The 14,101-nt window shown below is 42.3% G+C and carries 19 protein-coding genes and 1 tRNA gene; 7 read left to right on the forward strand and 13 right to left on the reverse strand.

Annotated elements, in window-relative coordinates:
• Positions 1-17: 17 nt before the first annotated feature.
• Both alr and prmC read right to left on the reverse strand, forming a co-directional pair.
• Complete coding sequence (gene alr, locus IPK86_01905; GenBank protein ID QQS16956.1) at positions 18-1,118, reverse strand: alanine racemase; 1,101 nt, start codon at positions 1,116-1,118, stop codon at positions 18-20.
• Positions 1,106-1,951, reverse strand: a complete 846-nt coding sequence (gene prmC / locus IPK86_01910) for a peptide chain release factor N(5)-glutamine methyltransferase (GenBank protein ID QQS16957.1) — start codon at positions 1,949-1,951, stop codon at positions 1,106-1,108. Before prmC ends, alr begins: the two co-directional genes overlap by 13 nt.
• A gap of 59 nt (positions 1,952-2,010) precedes the next feature.
• On the opposite strand from prmC, the gene IPK86_01915 reads away from it, so the two are divergent.
• Entirely contained in the window at positions 2,011-2,325 is a 315-nt protein-coding gene (locus tag IPK86_01915) for a histidine triad nucleotide-binding protein (protein ID QQS17040.1), read from the forward strand.
• Between the two features lie 39 nt (positions 2,326-2,364).
• Here IPK86_01915 and IPK86_01920 read toward each other — a convergent pair whose 3' ends face one another.
• The 7 genes from IPK86_01920 to ispE all read right to left on the reverse strand — a co-directional run bounded on the left by IPK86_01920 (position 2,365) and on the right by ispE (position 7,444).
• On the reverse strand, positions 2,365-2,829 hold the full coding sequence (locus IPK86_01920) for a septal ring lytic transglycosylase RlpA family protein (GenBank protein QQS17041.1): 465 nt from the start codon (positions 2,827-2,829) through the stop codon (positions 2,365-2,367).
• Positions 2,830-3,055: 226 nt separating this feature from the next.
• A complete protein-coding gene (gene ychF, locus IPK86_01925) occupies positions 3,056-4,144 on the reverse strand; it encodes a redox-regulated ATPase YchF (GenBank protein QQS16958.1) in 1,089 nt (362 codons plus the stop codon).
• 32 nt (positions 4,145-4,176) lie between these two features.
• On the reverse strand, positions 4,177-4,782 hold the full coding sequence (pth, locus tag IPK86_01930) for an aminoacyl-tRNA hydrolase (protein QQS16959.1): 606 nt from the start codon (positions 4,780-4,782) through the stop codon (positions 4,177-4,179).
• A 39-nt stretch (positions 4,783-4,821) separates the two neighbouring features.
• Positions 4,822-5,475 carry a 50S ribosomal protein L25/general stress protein Ctc gene (locus tag IPK86_01935; GenBank protein ID QQS16960.1) on the reverse strand — a complete coding sequence of 218 codons (654 nt, stop codon included), beginning with the start codon at positions 5,473-5,475 and terminating at the stop codon, positions 4,822-4,824.
• Positions 5,476-5,504: 29 nt separating this feature from the next.
• Positions 5,505-6,488 (reverse strand): ribose-phosphate pyrophosphokinase, encoded by a 984-nt coding sequence (locus IPK86_01940; GenBank protein ID QQS16961.1) that lies wholly within the window; start codon positions 6,486-6,488, stop codon positions 5,505-5,507.
• 28 nt (positions 6,489-6,516) lie between these two features.
• A tRNA-Gln gene (locus IPK86_01945) sits at positions 6,517-6,591 on the reverse strand.
• A 1-nt stretch (position 6,592) separates the two neighbouring features.
• On the reverse strand, positions 6,593-7,444 hold the full coding sequence (ispE, locus tag IPK86_01950) for a 4-(cytidine 5'-diphospho)-2-C-methyl-D-erythritol kinase (protein QQS17042.1): 852 nt from the start codon (positions 7,442-7,444) through the stop codon (positions 6,593-6,595).
• Between the two features lie 150 nt (positions 7,445-7,594).
• Here ispE and IPK86_01955 point away from each other — a divergent pair, with 150 nt between their 5' ends.
• Both IPK86_01955 and IPK86_01960 read left to right on the forward strand, forming a co-directional pair.
• Complete coding sequence (locus tag IPK86_01955) at positions 7,595-8,044, forward strand: hypothetical protein (protein QQS16962.1); 450 nt, start codon at positions 7,595-7,597, stop codon at positions 8,042-8,044.
• Complete coding sequence (locus IPK86_01960) at positions 8,013-8,417, forward strand: hypothetical protein (GenBank protein ID QQS16963.1); 405 nt, start codon at positions 8,013-8,015, stop codon at positions 8,415-8,417. The genes IPK86_01955 and IPK86_01960 overlap by 32 nt, the downstream gene beginning before the upstream one ends.
• Positions 8,418-8,432: 15 nt before the next feature.
• Here the strand turns inward: IPK86_01960 and IPK86_01965 are convergent, their stop codons facing one another.
• Positions 8,433-9,242: a symmetrical bis(5'-nucleosyl)-tetraphosphatase gene (locus IPK86_01965; protein QQS16964.1), complete on the reverse strand. Its 810-nt coding sequence runs from the start codon at positions 9,240-9,242 to the stop codon at positions 8,433-8,435.
• Between the two features lie 271 nt (positions 9,243-9,513).
• Here IPK86_01965 and IPK86_01970 point away from each other — a divergent pair, with 271 nt between their 5' ends.
• Positions 9,514-9,735 (forward strand): winged helix-turn-helix domain-containing protein, encoded by a 222-nt coding sequence (locus tag IPK86_01970; protein ID QQS16965.1) that lies wholly within the window; start codon positions 9,514-9,516, stop codon positions 9,733-9,735.
• Position 9,736: 1 nt separating this feature from the next.
• Here IPK86_01970 and rpmG read toward each other — a convergent pair whose 3' ends face one another.
• Both rpmG and rpmB read right to left on the reverse strand, forming a co-directional pair.
• Positions 9,737-9,892, reverse strand: coding sequence for a 50S ribosomal protein L33 (gene rpmG / locus IPK86_01975; GenBank protein ID QQS16966.1), 156 nt, complete (start codon positions 9,890-9,892; stop codon positions 9,737-9,739).
• A gap of 34 nt (positions 9,893-9,926) precedes the next feature.
• Entirely contained in the window at positions 9,927-10,160 is a 234-nt protein-coding gene (gene rpmB / locus IPK86_01980) for a 50S ribosomal protein L28 (GenBank protein ID QQS16967.1), read from the reverse strand.
• 190 nt (positions 10,161-10,350) lie between these two features.
• Here rpmB and IPK86_01985 point away from each other — a divergent pair, with 190 nt between their 5' ends.
• Genes IPK86_01985 through ftsB form a run of 3 tightly spaced genes read left to right on the forward strand, consistent with a single transcriptional unit; the run spans position 10,351 to position 13,614 of the window.
• Positions 10,351-12,006 (forward strand): CTP synthase, encoded by a 1,656-nt coding sequence (locus IPK86_01985; GenBank protein ID QQS16968.1) that lies wholly within the window; start codon positions 10,351-10,353, stop codon positions 12,004-12,006.
• A 28-nt stretch (positions 12,007-12,034) separates the two neighbouring features.
• Positions 12,035-13,318 (forward strand): phosphopyruvate hydratase, encoded by a 1,284-nt coding sequence (gene eno / locus IPK86_01990; GenBank protein QQS16969.1) that lies wholly within the window; start codon positions 12,035-12,037, stop codon positions 13,316-13,318.
• Positions 13,315-13,614, forward strand: a complete 300-nt coding sequence (gene ftsB, locus IPK86_01995) for a cell division protein FtsB (GenBank protein ID QQS16970.1) — start codon at positions 13,315-13,317, stop codon at positions 13,612-13,614. Before eno ends, ftsB begins: the two co-directional genes overlap by 4 nt.
• 72 nt (positions 13,615-13,686) lie before the next feature.
• Here ftsB and erpA read toward each other — a convergent pair whose 3' ends face one another.
• Entirely contained in the window at positions 13,687-14,037 is a 351-nt protein-coding gene (erpA, locus tag IPK86_02000) for an iron-sulfur cluster insertion protein ErpA (protein QQS16971.1), read from the reverse strand.
• Positions 14,038-14,101: the final 64 nt, after the last annotated feature.

Consider the following 14,101-nt stretch of genomic DNA (forward strand, 5'->3'; position numbering starts at 1 on the left):
ATCATATTTTGCTAGCGTCAACTGATGCTATTTGAAGCGGTATCTTTACCGAGGGTAGGGTAAACTAGCCGATTTGGTTTAACATGACAAAAGACTTCATAGGCACTTGTACCTGCAGCTTGTGCGATGGTATTGACGCTAATATGATTTCCCCATAATTCAACAGATGTTCCTATTTTGGGGGATAATACATTTGTCAAATCAATGGTGATAAGGTTCATGGATGGTCGGCCAACAATGGGGCAATTAGTGTGATGCAAACGCACAGGAATACCACTTGAGACAAGCCTTGGATAGCCATCGCCGTAACCACACGTAATGAGTCCTATTTTGCTTGGGCGAATCGTTTGATAGGTTGCTCCATAACCTATATATTGCCCAGCTGGTACATCATGTATATCAAATAAATGTGTTGAAAAGGTCATGACTGGTTTTAGTGCATGAGGGACATCTTGTATAAGTGGGCTAATACCATATAAAGCAAGTCCTGCTCTACCCCATCCACGATGGGTGTTAGGATGACCTAAAATAGCAGATGATGCCGCACTACTAACAGGGTTTTTGGGTAGCGATGAGCAGGCTTGGTCAAATTGTGCAATTTGGAGATTAGTCATCGGATGATGTAAATCGTCAGCACAAGCAAAGTGGGTCATATAGACGATTTGTTGAACATTCTGGTGATGGGCTAACTGCTTGTATGCTTGTGCATAGTGTGCAGGCAATATACCGCCGCGACATAATCCAGTATCCATTTTGAGCCATATTTGTAAAGCAGTTGGCAAGTGAGCTGACAACAAGGTGTTAATCTGTTCTGAGCTTTGTACAGATAACCAAAGATTTTGTTTGGCAACCAACAGTAGTTCTGTTTTTGATAAGACACCCTCTAACAACAAAATGGGCAGATGGATTCCTTCTGCTCGAAGCAAGCGTGCTTCCTCAAGGTGCATGACGGCAAATCCATCAGCTATATCAGCTAAAGCTCTCGCACAAGGGATCATACCATGCCCATATGCATTTGATTTAATTACAGCAAGCAATGGTCCTTTATGCTGGGCTTTAAGCCACCGATAATTATGACGAAGGTACCGGGTATTAATAAAAGCAGTTAAGGGGCGCATAGTAACGAATCAGATAAATATTGACCCACGCTGACGCGTTCTTTATTTGCGAGGTCACGCTCCGTGCGTACAGCTACAAAGCTATTTTGTCGTAGCATGGTTCGTACAGCTTTGCCTTGCGAAAAACCATGTTCTAGTACTAACCAACCCTTATTGACTAAAAAGTGTGGTGCTTGATGAATAATATGCGCTAAATGCGCCAAACCATCACCGTAATCGGTTAAGGCATCTTGTGGCTCAAAACGTAAATCACCCATTTTTAAATGCGGATCATGCGCTGCAATGTAGGGTGGATTAGCGACAATCATATCAAATTTTGATGGTTTTAAGGAAACGGGTTCAAACCAATGACCTAGCATAAAACGCACTGTTGCATGCAAAGTTCTGGCGTTTTGCATAGCTATTTTTAAAGCTTGGGCACTACAATCTATTGCGCTAAGCTGCCAAATTGGCTCTTCCAATGCTAGCGTAATGGCAATGATGCCACTACCAGTACCAAGATCCAAAATGGTTTTTGCTGATGCCTTATTGAATAAAGACAGTGCTGTATCAATGACTAGCTCGGTATCAGGACGCGGTATTAACGTAGCAGGACTAACCAAGAATGGACGTTGATAAAATTCACGCATGCCGATTAAATAGGCAATCGGTTGACCCATTTGTCGCGCTTTAACGAATGCTTTAAAATGTTGCTGTATTTTTTCAGGAACGCTATTTTGATCTTTTGCAACCAACTGTGCATGTGTTAGTTGGCTGACATGTTGCAATAACAGACGTGCTTCATGTCTGGGTAAATGTGTATTTGTTAAGAGCTCACGAAAGGTAATGGTCATCGTACAATGATATGATTGGTCATGACACGCCGATTGCTAAATATCCAATAGGAACAACAATGAGTCAATGTATTTTTTGTCAGATTTGTGCGTGCGAAATACCTAGCAAAAAAATTTATGAAGACGAGTTATTTTTTGCTTTTCATGATATCCACCCCATTGCACCGACACATTTTTTGGTTGTGCCCAAAAAACATGTTGCTTCACTCCTAGAATTGACCACATCCGATGCAGATTTTTTAGGGCGTTTACTGTTACTTGCTAAAACGCTCGCTATGCAAAATGGTTTAGAAGCGGGGTTTAGAACCATCATTAATACGGGATCTAATGGTGGGCAGGAAGTCATGCATTTGCACTGCCATATTACAGGGTAAGTTCAAACAAAGTATTATGTAATTGGGCTATCCTGACTGCTATAGTGCCTCAATCGAGACAGCTGTATGCCCTTTTTCAACAAATCCTAACTGATGTGCTGCGGCGTAAGATAGGTCAATAATACGTTGTTTTTTGAACGGTCCTCTGTCGTTAATGCGTACGATAATGGACTTACCGTTGTGTAAATTCGTGACTTTTGCATAGCTTGGAATGGGCAATGTGCGGTGTGCTGCTGTCATTTCATGCATATCAAAACGTTCGCCCGAAGAAGTTTTTTTCCCATGAAAATAAGAGCCGTACCAAGAAGCTTCACCTTTTTTACAATAAGGCTTAGCTGGATCTGGATGATCTGCTTTATGCATTGTGGTGGGCAATTGATCGCTACATGCATCATCTGTGGCACCTACTGGCACCATAATAGTCAGATACAATAGGACACAAATGATCCATTTTTTTTGTGGTTGGACACAACAGGTAAAGCGAAGGCAATTGGCTAGGCGCATAACATAGCGCCAACCTGGGGCGATAACATAGCCTGCCTTAAACAAAGCAGATCTTAAAAATTCAATAAAGCGTGATAAGTAGATTGTTTTGATGTGGATCCCTAACTGGCGACCCATAAAGCATAGTTTCTTAATAGCTAAAACCATTTAGAGTTGTTAACGACTCGGCAATTATCCAGATTTTAAGCAAAAAAAGCAAGTGTTGCATAACGGATTCATAAACTGGTTACAAGTTGAATAAGAAATGCATAACATCGCCATCTTTTGGTAAATAATCTTTGCCTTCAGTGCGCATTTTACCATGTTCTTTGGCGCCTTGTTCGCCACCATATGCGATAAAGTCCTCAAAAGCAATTGTTTGTGCTCGGATAAATCCTTTTTCAAAATCAGTGTGAATAACACCAGCGGCTTGGGAAGCTGTCCATCCAGTTGGGATAGTCCATGCACGTACTTCTTTGGGACCCGCTGTAAAATAGGTTTGTAATTTTAACAGTTGATAGGCTTCACGAATCAAGCGGTTCAGGCCAGGTTCAGTAAGTTGCATGGCCGACAAAAAAACTGCCTTATCTTCATTGCTTAAATCAGCAATTTGTTCCTCTATAGCTGCACATAACGCAACAGTTGGAGTATGATCTTGCTGTGCTTTTTCTTGGAGTTGTGCTAGGAGACTATTGTCTGAAAAACCATCCTCTGCCACATTAGCGACATATAAAACTGGTTTTAAGGTGAGTAAACCAAACGGTTTTAATAGCCGCTTTTCTTCGTTGTCAAAGCTAAGCTGCCGCAACCATTGTTCAGCGTTGAGCGCCTGTTGCGCTTTATGGAGCACCGCATAAAGAGGTTGATTAGTTTGCGTGGTATTTCGATTGCCTTTACATTGATGTAATGCTTTTTCAATCATGACTAAGTCAGATAGCATTAGTTCTAAATGGATGGTGTCTATATCAGCAACTGGATTAATCTGATTGGCAACATGCAGGATGTTGGGATCCTCAAAACAACGCACAACATGGATAATGGCGTCGGTATTGCGGATATTTGCTAAAAATTGGTTGCCCAATCCTTCGCCTTGGGAAGCGCCAGATACGAGTCCTGCAATATCAACGAATTCTACGGTAGCAGGTTGTATTTTTTGAGGATGTACAATATGAGCAAGCATTGTTAAACGTTGATCAGGTACTTCAACAATACCGACATTCGGGTCAATCGTACAAAATGGATAGTTCGCGGCACTGACACCGGCTTGCGTTAGCGCATTAAACAAAGTTGATTTGCCAACGTTGGGTAATCCTACAATGCCACACTGTAAACCCATGATGGATTCATGCCTTTCGCAAAAATAAAAGATCAAACGATCCTATTACTACGTTTTGATGCGTCGCTATGCAGGATTTGAATAGCTTTATCCATATTATCAAAAATAAGAGGCAGTGCAGCTAATGCATCAGAAACAGCATGGGTCAACTGCTGTTTTTCCATGCCGGAAGGAATGCTAAGCACATAATCTTTCATATCTTCTTGTTTGTGGGTGGGTTGAATACCAAGGCGCAAACGCCAAAAATGGTTGTTGCCCAATTGAGCGATAATATTTTTTAGGCCGTTATGCCCATTATGCCCACCACCATATTTAAATCGTGCCATGCCAGCTGGAAAATCTAATTCATCATGTAGGATGAGAATGCTGTCAATAGGGATTTTATAAAAGCGCACCAAGGCAGATACTGCCTGGCCGGACATATTCATGTAAGTGGTTGGCTTAAGCAGCCAATGGCCAGCTTGATCAGGTTTTGCTACATGAGATAACTGCGCAAAAAACTGATGTTCTGTTTTCCAAGCTGGGGCAGCTATGGCAACATGCCACGCATCTAAGAGCCAACGCCCAACATTATGCCGAGTTAAAGCATACTGTTTGCCAGGGTTTCCCAACCCAACAATGAGACGAATAGCAGGCATATTGTTTTACAAATTACCAACGACTCCAATCAGGTTGGATTAATTGTCGGCTTTGTCATCACTTTTGACAGTTTCAGCTGTTGCGGCAGTATCGGTAGCGGTTGCCTCAATTTCTTCTGTCATACTGGATTTATTGGTTGTAGAAGCAATGATAGTGTCGTCCCCTCGCAGTAAATCAACGAGCTCCGTGCCTTCTGGTACAACTAGATCAGAAAGACGCACCACTTCACCAGCGTTGATTTGAGCTAGATCTACCTCAATGAAGGTTGGCATTTTGCTAGGAAGTGCCCGCATCTCTACTTCATTGAATAAATGCGTCACCCGATGGCCTTGTAGTTTAACAGCGGGTGATATATCTTCATTAATAAAATGTAGCGCAATTTTAAGTTGCATTGCTTTTTTCAAATCAACACGTTGAAAATCAATATGTTGCAATTGTGGCTTAAAAGGATGCATCTGAAATTGTCGCACAATAACCGATTCGGTTTTGTCATCCAATGTCATAGAAATGACAGAACTATGAAATGCTTCATTTTTAAGTGCGTAGTAGATTTCTTTATGATCAAGTGCAATAGCAGATGCTGGCTGGTCGTTGCCATATATCACTGCAGGTATTTGACCTGATCGACGCAGATAGCGACTTGCCGAAGTGCCAGACTTGTTGCGATGGGTTGCTGTGAGCGTAAATTCCATATTAGTAGCCTATTTTAAAATGAGATGGTTCATGAAGTTTGTGTTTCGACGGCCAGTGTTTTTTCGTTAAAAAGATACGATACTGATTCTTCATTACTAATCCGTCGTAGGGTCTCAGCAATCAAACCAGCAACCGATACCACACGAATGCGATCGCATGACCTGCCTTCGGCGCTCAGTGGAATAGAATCGGTCACCACGACTTGATCAATATCTGAATGCGCGATGAGCGTAATGGCTTGACTGGAAAATACCGCATGCGTAGCATAAGCTAGAACATGTTTTGCCCCTCTTTCCTTCAGGGCATTGGCGGCTTTACAGAGTGTTTTGGCTGTGTCAATCATATCATCCACAATGATGCAGTCACGGTCAGCAATGTCTCCAATGACATTCATTACTTCTGCTTCATTGGCATTGGGGCGACGTTTATCAATAATTGCCAGTTCTGCATTGATTGCTTTGGCAGTGGCTCGGGCTCGTGCAACTCCACCAATATCTGGACTCACGACAACAAGATTCTGCAAACGTTGCGCTGCAATATCCTTTAAAAAAACGGGTGTTGCATACACATTATCTACCGGGATATCAAAAAATCCTTGTATTTGGTCAGCATGCAGATCAAGCGTGAGCAAACGGTCAATGCCCGAAGAAGTGAGCATATTGGCTACTAATTTGGCAGTAATGGGTACACGTGCTGAGCGAGGGCGCCTATCTTGACGTGCATAGCCGAAATAGGGAATAGCGGCAGTGATACGACCCGCTGAGGCACGTTGCAGCGCATCAGCCATGGTCAATATTTCCATGAGATTATCATTAGTCGGTGCACAGCTCGACTGCAGGATAAACACATCTCTGCCGCGCACATTTTCTAATAGTTCAACCGACACTTCGCCATCCGCAAAACGACCCACTGCAGCACGTCCTAACGAAATATCTAAGTGCTGCACAACTAAATTCGCTAATTCTGTGTTGGCAGAGCCTGTGAATACCATTAAGTTGTCATAAAGTGTCATACATAATCCCACGTCTTTCAAGATAAACTGGCTGGGGAGGCAGGGATTGAACCTGCGAATGCCGGAATCAAAATCCGGTGCCTTACCACTTGGCTACTCCCCAATTATTCGTTGACCCAATCAACCAAAGGGTGTTGCGCAAGGCCGCGGGCGAGATAACTTTTCCAATTACCTTGGCAAGCTACCACCACACGTTGAGCAACTGCTTTATATGCGCAAGCCAAAAATACACAGCTACCTGAACCAGTCATTCGTGCTGTGCCGTATGCCGATAATGCCAACATTGCCTGATCCACGATTTTATACTGGTTTCGTACGACAGATTCTAAATCATTCACCCATAAATTCGGCGTTAATGGGTTGGGTATTATTGCTGGTGCCGTGCGTCTTGTCAATTTCCATTGTTGAAACACGGTTTTTGTACTGATTGAAATAGGTGGGCACAGTAGCGCATACCATTTTTTTGGCAATGTGCATGCTGTTAATTGTTCACCAATACCCTCTCCGATAGCGTTTTTCCCAAAGATAAATACGGGTATATCGGCACCAAGCTTTATAGCAAGCTTCATCAACGCATTTCGTGATAAATGGGTTTGCCATAGATGATTTAATGCAATTAATGTGGTAGCCGCATCGGAGCTTCCTCCTCCTAAACCACTACCTATGGGAATGCGTTTAATAAGGCGAATAAAAGCACCTTTTTTAGTGCCTGTTGCTTGTTTTAAAAGATTGGCAGCCCGTATTACTAAATTGTGATCAAAGGGGATATTGGCTACAGGTGTTATAAGTTTGATCTCGCCTTGTGGTTGTATGGCAATGTCCACGCTATCTGCAAGGTCAATGAACTGAAAAATCGTTTGAATATTATGATAGCCATCTGGACGACAATTAAGCAGGGTAAGCGTCAAGTTTAATTTGGCTGGCGCATCAAATGATTGAAAAAACATCGCACTTATGCTTCTTTCCACTATCCAACTTGGCATTATTTTACGCTATTTGTAATGACGACACACAGGCATGGCATCGACTTTTACTTGACTTATCCTTAAAAGTTCACTAAAAAATTGATTACAATGCACGCTGTAAGTTGATTGCGTTCAATAACCATGCCTGAATTACCAGAAGTCGAAACGATATGTTCCGCACTTGCAAAGCGCGTCGTAGGGCTTTTCATCAAACAGGTAGTATTACGCACTGCCAAATTACGCCAATGTTTACCACCATTGGATGATTTATTGCCAAATAGTCAAATATGCGCTGTTGCGCGCCGCGCTAAATATTTATTGATCACATTAGATCGCGGTACACTGATTATCCATTTTGGTATGTCAGGCAGATTACGACTTATGCCGGACTATTATGCACCAACCAAACATGATCACATTGATTGGATATTATCTAATCGCACGGTCTTGCGCTTTAATGATCCGAGACGTTTTGGGGATGTTGTATGGAGCGAACAAGACCCTTTTCATCACCCTTGCTTGGCGAAATTAGGGCCAGAACCACTTAGTAGCACTGCTCATGCTGCGGATTATTTATCGTGCCCAGCATAAACGCTCTGCAATCAAGGTATTGCTGTTGGATCAATCTTTTATAGCAGGTATTGGCAATATTTATGCAAGTGAGATATTGTTTAGGGCAGGTATTCATCCGGCAAAAGTTGCCAATACCCTCTCTTATTTACAATGGCGCTTACTGCTGAACTCAATACGCTTTATACTCAAACAAGCTGTCCAATCAAAAGGTAGCACTATACGCGACTTCTTGTCTGTTGAAGGTCAGCTGGGCAATTTTCAGCATCAACATAAAGTTTATGGCCGCACGAACCAGCCTTGTGTAAGGTGTAAAAAGCCGATACAGAGCTTGATACAACAAGGGCGAAGTAGCTTTTATTGTCCACACTGCCAATTGTTGAAAATGAAATAAGGCAGATCTTCCTGTTTAGGAAGACAGTGTACCCGGTATGGCATATATTTGTTGGCTTGCAAGATCAACTGCCACGAGTTGTTTACCCCAAACACATCCTCCATCAATAGCTAATGCGTGGTTGCTAGCAAAAGGACCAATAGCTGACCAATGTCCAAATACAACAGTGTAATGTGCTGGTCGAATGGTGGGTAACGCAAACCAAGGCACTAATCGTGATGGCATTTCTTCAAGGGTACCTTGATAAGAAAAGTCTAATTTGCTTTCATGAGTGAGGCAGCGCATGCGTGTTGTGACGTTTATTGTTTTTCTAAAGCGACGTATCCTATCGGTAAGCTGTTGGCAGTGAATCACTTTATTGCTGTAAAGTTGCATGAGAAAATGTGGATAGGTTGGACTTTGTAAACATTCGTTGACTTCTTGCGTCAGTTGGTGAGCCTGATCAACAGACCATTTTGGTAATAAGCCAGCATGAACAATGAGTGTATTGCCTACTTCTAACAGAAGTGGTTGATGTCTAAGCCAGTTTAGCAGCGATTGACTGTCCTTCGCGAGTAAAATATTGCTTGATGTATCTTCTTGTTCAAGCTGGCTGTAGCCTATTGACGAAGCCAAAAGATGGAGATCATGGTTTCCGAGCACTGTTTGAACACACCGATCATGATCTTTTACCCATCGCAATACTTCCAAGGACTGCGCACCACGATTAACCAAATCACCCGTTAGCCAAAGCGTATCTCGCCCTGGATTAAAAGCGATATGCTGTAATAGCTGCATGAATGTATCAAAGCAACCATGAATATCGCCAATTGCATAGTCTGCCATGTTGTATTAGTAATAATTTTCCATCCTAAACCCGCAATCTTACAAAAGAAACGTAAAGGATGATACTTAAATTGTATTGGTTATCGTATATGCTACCCTGCAAGTTCATCTTTTGAAGAGAATCAATTGATAAAAGATGGTTATATGACCAACCCTTTTTCTCCTATTTTGCGTATTCAAGCAGTGCTTTGTCGCAGTAAACTTTATTTGTCAGCAGCAATATTGCACATAGGTGATTGACAGCTTGAGACTATCTCCCATTGTGTGCGTTATGCAAGATCAGTTGATCAAATTAGAGCCAACTGAATTTCGCTTACTACATTTTTTAATGAAGCATCCGGATCGTCTATACCGTTACACACGATTGACTGATCAAATATGGGATGGTCATATTTTTGCGAGCGAGCACACAATTATTAACAGTGAACTAGGAAAGGGAGCCGATTTAGTTTACGATTTCTTTATATCGCAAACTGAAGAAACCAATGAATAGATTACTTAAGTTTGGTTTCTTTGTACAGCACATGTTTACGTGCTACAGGATCAAATTTTTTGATCTCTATTTTTTCGGCTGTTGAGCGTTTGTTCTTCGTGGTAGTGTAAAAATGTCCTGTGCCAGCACTGGACTCAAGCTTGATTTTATCCCGCATGACAGCAACTCTCTATGAGATGGCGACGATGAAACTATTTCATACCCTTCAAACGCAAGTGTGACAATACGGCATCAATGCCTAATTTATCAATCAAGCGTAGACCAGCGGCTGATATACAAAGACGAACCCAGCGGTTCTCACTTTCTACCCAAAGCCGGTGTGATTGTAGGTTGGGCAAAAACCGTCGCTTTGTTCTGTTATGTGCATGAGAAACGCGACATCCAACCATTGGCTTTTTGCCAGTTATTTTGCAGCACTGTGTCATAACTAAACCTTACCTTGCGCCAAAATAAAAATGAATCCACATTCTATCATAAACTTAGCAGTCAGTGCGATATCCATGTCTTTAGAAATTTGGTCAGTTGAAGCGGGCTTAGTTTAACGTTACAATGCTGACAGATTACCTCATTTACTTTATTTTGAAGTGCTTTAGTGATGTTTATACATAAACATTCATGACAAAATTCATATTTGTGACAGGTGGTGTAGTTTCTTCTTTGGGCAAGGGGATTGCTGCTGCTGCTATCGCAGCTATTTTGGAAAGTCGTCGTCTTAATGTGACAATGCTCAAGCTTGACCCTTACATTAATGTTGACCCAGGCACTATGAGCCCCTTTCAACACGGCGAAGTGTTTGTCACGGAAGATGGTGCTGAAACTGACTTAGATCTAGGGCACTATGAGCGCTTTATTCGGGTCAAAATGAAAAAATGCAACAATTTTACAGCTGGTCAAGTCTACGAATCGGTGATTGCTAAAGAGCGACATGGCGACTATTTAGGCGGTACAGTTCAGGTTATTCCTCACATTACAGATGAAATTAAGGCCAAAATTCATGCCGGATCCCAAGGCGCACAAATTGCTATCGTCGAAATTGGTGGAACGGTAGGAGATATTGAATCACTGCCTTTTTTAGAAGCTATTCGGCAAATGCGTGCTGAACTAGGTCGTCACCAAACACTTTTTGCGCATTTATCTTTCGTGCCTTATCTTGCGATGGCAGGAGAAATTAAAACTAAACCAACGCAACATTCTGTTAAAGAACTCAGAGAAATTGGTATACAACCCGATATTTTATTATGTCGCATGGATCGGCCTTTACCTAACGAAGAGCGCGACAAAATTGCATTATTTTGCAATGTTGAAGAAGAAGCGGTGTTCAGTTGCTATGATGTGCCCTCAGTTTATCAGGTACCAAATATGTTACACGAACAGGGCATTGATCAGTTAATTTGTGATCAACTGAAGCTGGATAACCCTGCTGCTGACTTGTCAGCGTGGCACCGCATTGTTTACGCTCACGATCACTTGCATCACCAAGTAGATATAGCCATGGTCGGTAAATATGTTGATCTAACCGAGTCTTATAAATCCCTCTCGGAAGCTTTAAAACATGCCAGTATCCATACCAATACCAAAATTGATATTCATTACATTGATTCTGAAAATATGTTATCAGAAGGGGCGCAGGCTTTACTAGGTAATATGGATGCTATCCTAGTGCCGGGCGGATTTGGGGTACGTGGTATTGAAGGAAAAATCGAGGCAGTGCGTTTTGCTCGTGAGCATAAGGTACCGTATCTTGGCATTTGTTTGGGTATGCAAATTGCGTTGATTGAATACGCAAGACATGTTGCGGGATGGCAAGACGCTAATTCTACTGAGTTCGATCCCTATACAGCTTATCCTGTCGTTGCACTTATTGAAGAATGGTTAAACTTTGATGGCAAGATCGAAAAACGGGATGATTGTGGGCATTTAGGTGGAACCATGCGTCTTGGTGGCCAGTGCTGTTTATTAGCTAAATCTACTCTGGCTGCGACGATTTATCAAGCCGATGAAATTATTGAGCGCCATCGCCATCGCTATGAAATCAATAATCGCTATGTGCCAGAACTTGAAAAGGCTGGTCTTGTTGTGAGTGGACGCTCTTTGGGTTCCAACAAGCTAGTGGAAATGATTGAATTACCACAGCATCCTTGGTTTATTGGTTGCCAATTTCATCCTGAATTTACATCTACCCCGCTCGATGGCCACTTGCTCTTTAATGCTTATGCCAAAGCAGCGCTTGCCTATCGCGCAACGCGTCATCTGCATACTAACTTAAGTTAATGGAACGATTGAGAGTGAGAAAATAGTCATGGCCACCATTCGTACGATTCGGGCACGTGAGATTTTAGATTCACGTGGTAACCCGACCCTTGAAGCGGATGTCTGGTTGTCATCTGGTAAGATGGGGCGTGCTGCTGTACCGTCTGGGGCTTCAGTGGGTAGTAAAGAAGCTTGCGAGTTACGTGATGGCGATATCAAGCGTTATGGGGGTAAAGGGACAAAACAAGCCGTGCAATCTGTCAATACAGAAATCCAAGCAGTATTGATTGGTTGTGATATTGAAGACCAAGCTGCGCTTGATCAGCGCATGATTGCGTTAGATGGCACAGCGAATAAATCACGATTAGGAGCGAATGCGATCTTAGCCGTATCGCTTGCCTTAGCTAAAGCTGCAGCACATGAAGCAAACCAACCGCTCTATCGCCATTTGAATAAAACAGAATCTTTATATTTACCCGTCCCCATGATGAATATTATCAATGGGGGTGTTCATGCGAATAATGGATTGAATATCCAAGAATTTATGATTGTACCTATCGGCGCAAAGAGTTTCAGTGAAGCATTACGTTGTGGCTCAGAAATCTTCCATGCATTAAAGGCGATTTGCCAAAAAAAAGGCTATTCTACAGCTGTAGGTGATGAAGGAGGATTTGCGCCCAATTTGAAGCATCATGAAGATGCAATCCGATTAATTTTGGATGCTACAGATAGGGCGGGTTACTTACCCGGAAAGGAAGTATGCTTAGCGTTAGATTGTGCGGCAAGCGAGTTTTACCAAGCAGGTCAATATCATTTAAGTGCGGATGGTTTAATGCTGAGCGCAGAGGCTTTTTCGGATTATCTAGCACATTTGGTTGATCTTTATCCGATTATTTCGATTGAAGATGGGATGAGTGAAGCGGATTGGGCGGGTTGGCGTTACTTGTCGGAAATGCTGGGTCAGCGCATCCAATTGGTTGGCGATGATATCTTTGTGACAAATCCAGTCATGCTGGCTGAAGGCATCAAACAGGGTGTTGCTAATGCTGTTCTTATTAAGGTCAATCAGATTGGTACCTTAACAGAAACATTGCAAACGATGCAACTTGCCTATCAGGCAGGCTATGCTTGTGTCATGAGTCATCGCTCCGGCGAAACAGAAGACAGCACGATTGCTGACCTAGCCGTAGCAACTGCTTGTAAGCAAATTAAAACAGGCTCACTTTCCCGTTCGGATCGTATTGCAAAGTATAACCAACTGCTTCGTATTGAAGAAGCATTAGGTGATAAAGCGATTTATCCTGGTGCATCGGCTTATTTGAAACCGTTATGAATCGGCTAACTTTACTACTCATTGCATTATTACTGTTGTTGCAAGGCTCATTTTGGTTGGGTAAGGGTGGTATTGTGCGGGTGTGGCGATTGAATGAGGATCTTGCTCAAAAAATAGAACAAGTAGCACAGCTTAAACTGCGCAATGAAACTTTGGCTGCTGAAATCAATGACCTGAAGGTTGGGGACGAAGCTATCGAAGAGCGTGCCCGGTACGAACTTGGTATGATCCGCCATGGTGAACTTTTTTTTCAAGTGCTAGAAAGCAAGGCATCCGTACAACCAGCTTCATATTAACAAAAGACCAAAACTAACATAGCACAGCAACAGATTCAGTATAAGGTAGCTGTTGTTACCTAAATTTAGGCTTTAGGCTGAAAACGATGAACCACAACCACAGGTGGTAACAGCGTTAGGGTTATGGATGACAAACTCTTCACCTTCTAGGTTTTTTTGATAGTCAATTTCTGCGCCAACTAAATACTGGTAGCTTATCGAATCAATTAAAAATGTGATACCTGCTGACTCAATAGAAACATCGTCATCATTCACCATTTCATCAAAGGTGAAGCCATACTTAAAACCAGCACATCCACCCCCGCTTACAAACACACGTAACTTTAGAGCAGGATTGCCTTCATCAGTGATCAATTCTCGTACTTTACTACAGCAGCTATCTGTGAATTTAATGGATGTATTGACTGTATCAGTTGTATTCATTAACAGGGTTCCTTCAGGTATTTTGTGCTATCCAATTTATCCTATTTTAACACTAAAACCATCT

The sequence above is a fragment of the Neisseriales bacterium genome, from assembly GCA_016699915.1.
In the GTDB taxonomy this organism is placed as follows: Bacteria; Pseudomonadota; Gammaproteobacteria; order Burkholderiales; family Q3-R57-64; genus Q3-R57-64.

Bases quoted from the DNA above. Each gene is read 5' to 3' on its own strand.
- alr (QQS16956.1), bottom strand. From the start codon at position 1,118: ATGCGCCCCTTAACTGCTTTTATTAATACCCGGTACCTTCGTCATAAT.
- prmC (QQS16957.1), bottom strand. From the start codon at position 1,951: ATGACCATTACCTTTCGTGAGCTCTTAACAAATACACATTTACCCAGA.
- IPK86_01915 (QQS17040.1), top strand. From the start codon at position 2,011: ATGAGTCAATGTATTTTTTGTCAGATTTGTGCGTGCGAAATACCTAGC.
- IPK86_01920 (QQS17041.1), bottom strand. From the start codon at position 2,829: ATGCGCCTAGCCAATTGCCTTCGCTTTACCTGTTGTGTCCAACCACAA.
- ychF (QQS16958.1), bottom strand. From the start codon at position 4,144: ATGGGTTTACAGTGTGGCATTGTAGGATTACCCAACGTTGGCAAATCA.
- pth (QQS16959.1), bottom strand. From the start codon at position 4,782: ATGCCTGCTATTCGTCTCATTGTTGGGTTGGGAAACCCTGGCAAACAG.
- IPK86_01935 (QQS16960.1), bottom strand. From the start codon at position 5,475: ATGGAATTTACGCTCACAGCAACCCATCGCAACAAGTCTGGCACTTCG.
- IPK86_01940 (QQS16961.1), bottom strand. From the start codon at position 6,488: ATGACACTTTATGACAACTTAATGGTATTCACAGGCTCTGCCAACACA.
- IPK86_01955 (QQS16962.1), top strand. From the start codon at position 7,595: ATGCCTGAATTACCAGAAGTCGAAACGATATGTTCCGCACTTGCAAAG.
- IPK86_01960 (QQS16963.1), top strand. From the start codon at position 8,013: ATGCTGCGGATTATTTATCGTGCCCAGCATAAACGCTCTGCAATCAAG.
- IPK86_01965 (QQS16964.1), bottom strand. From the start codon at position 9,242: ATGGCAGACTATGCAATTGGCGATATTCATGGTTGCTTTGATACATTC.
- IPK86_01970 (QQS16965.1), top strand. From the start codon at position 9,514: ATGCAAGATCAGTTGATCAAATTAGAGCCAACTGAATTTCGCTTACTA.
- rpmG (QQS16966.1), bottom strand. From the start codon at position 9,892: ATGCGGGATAAAATCAAGCTTGAGTCCAGTGCTGGCACAGGACATTTT.
- rpmB (QQS16967.1), bottom strand. From the start codon at position 10,160: ATGACACAGTGCTGCAAAATAACTGGCAAAAAGCCAATGGTTGGATGT.
- IPK86_01985 (QQS16968.1), top strand. From the start codon at position 10,351: ATGACAAAATTCATATTTGTGACAGGTGGTGTAGTTTCTTCTTTGGGC.
- eno (QQS16969.1), top strand. From the start codon at position 12,035: ATGGCCACCATTCGTACGATTCGGGCACGTGAGATTTTAGATTCACGT.
- ftsB (QQS16970.1), top strand. From the start codon at position 13,315: ATGAATCGGCTAACTTTACTACTCATTGCATTATTACTGTTGTTGCAA.
- erpA (QQS16971.1), bottom strand. From the start codon at position 14,037: ATGAATACAACTGATACAGTCAATACATCCATTAAATTCACAGATAGC.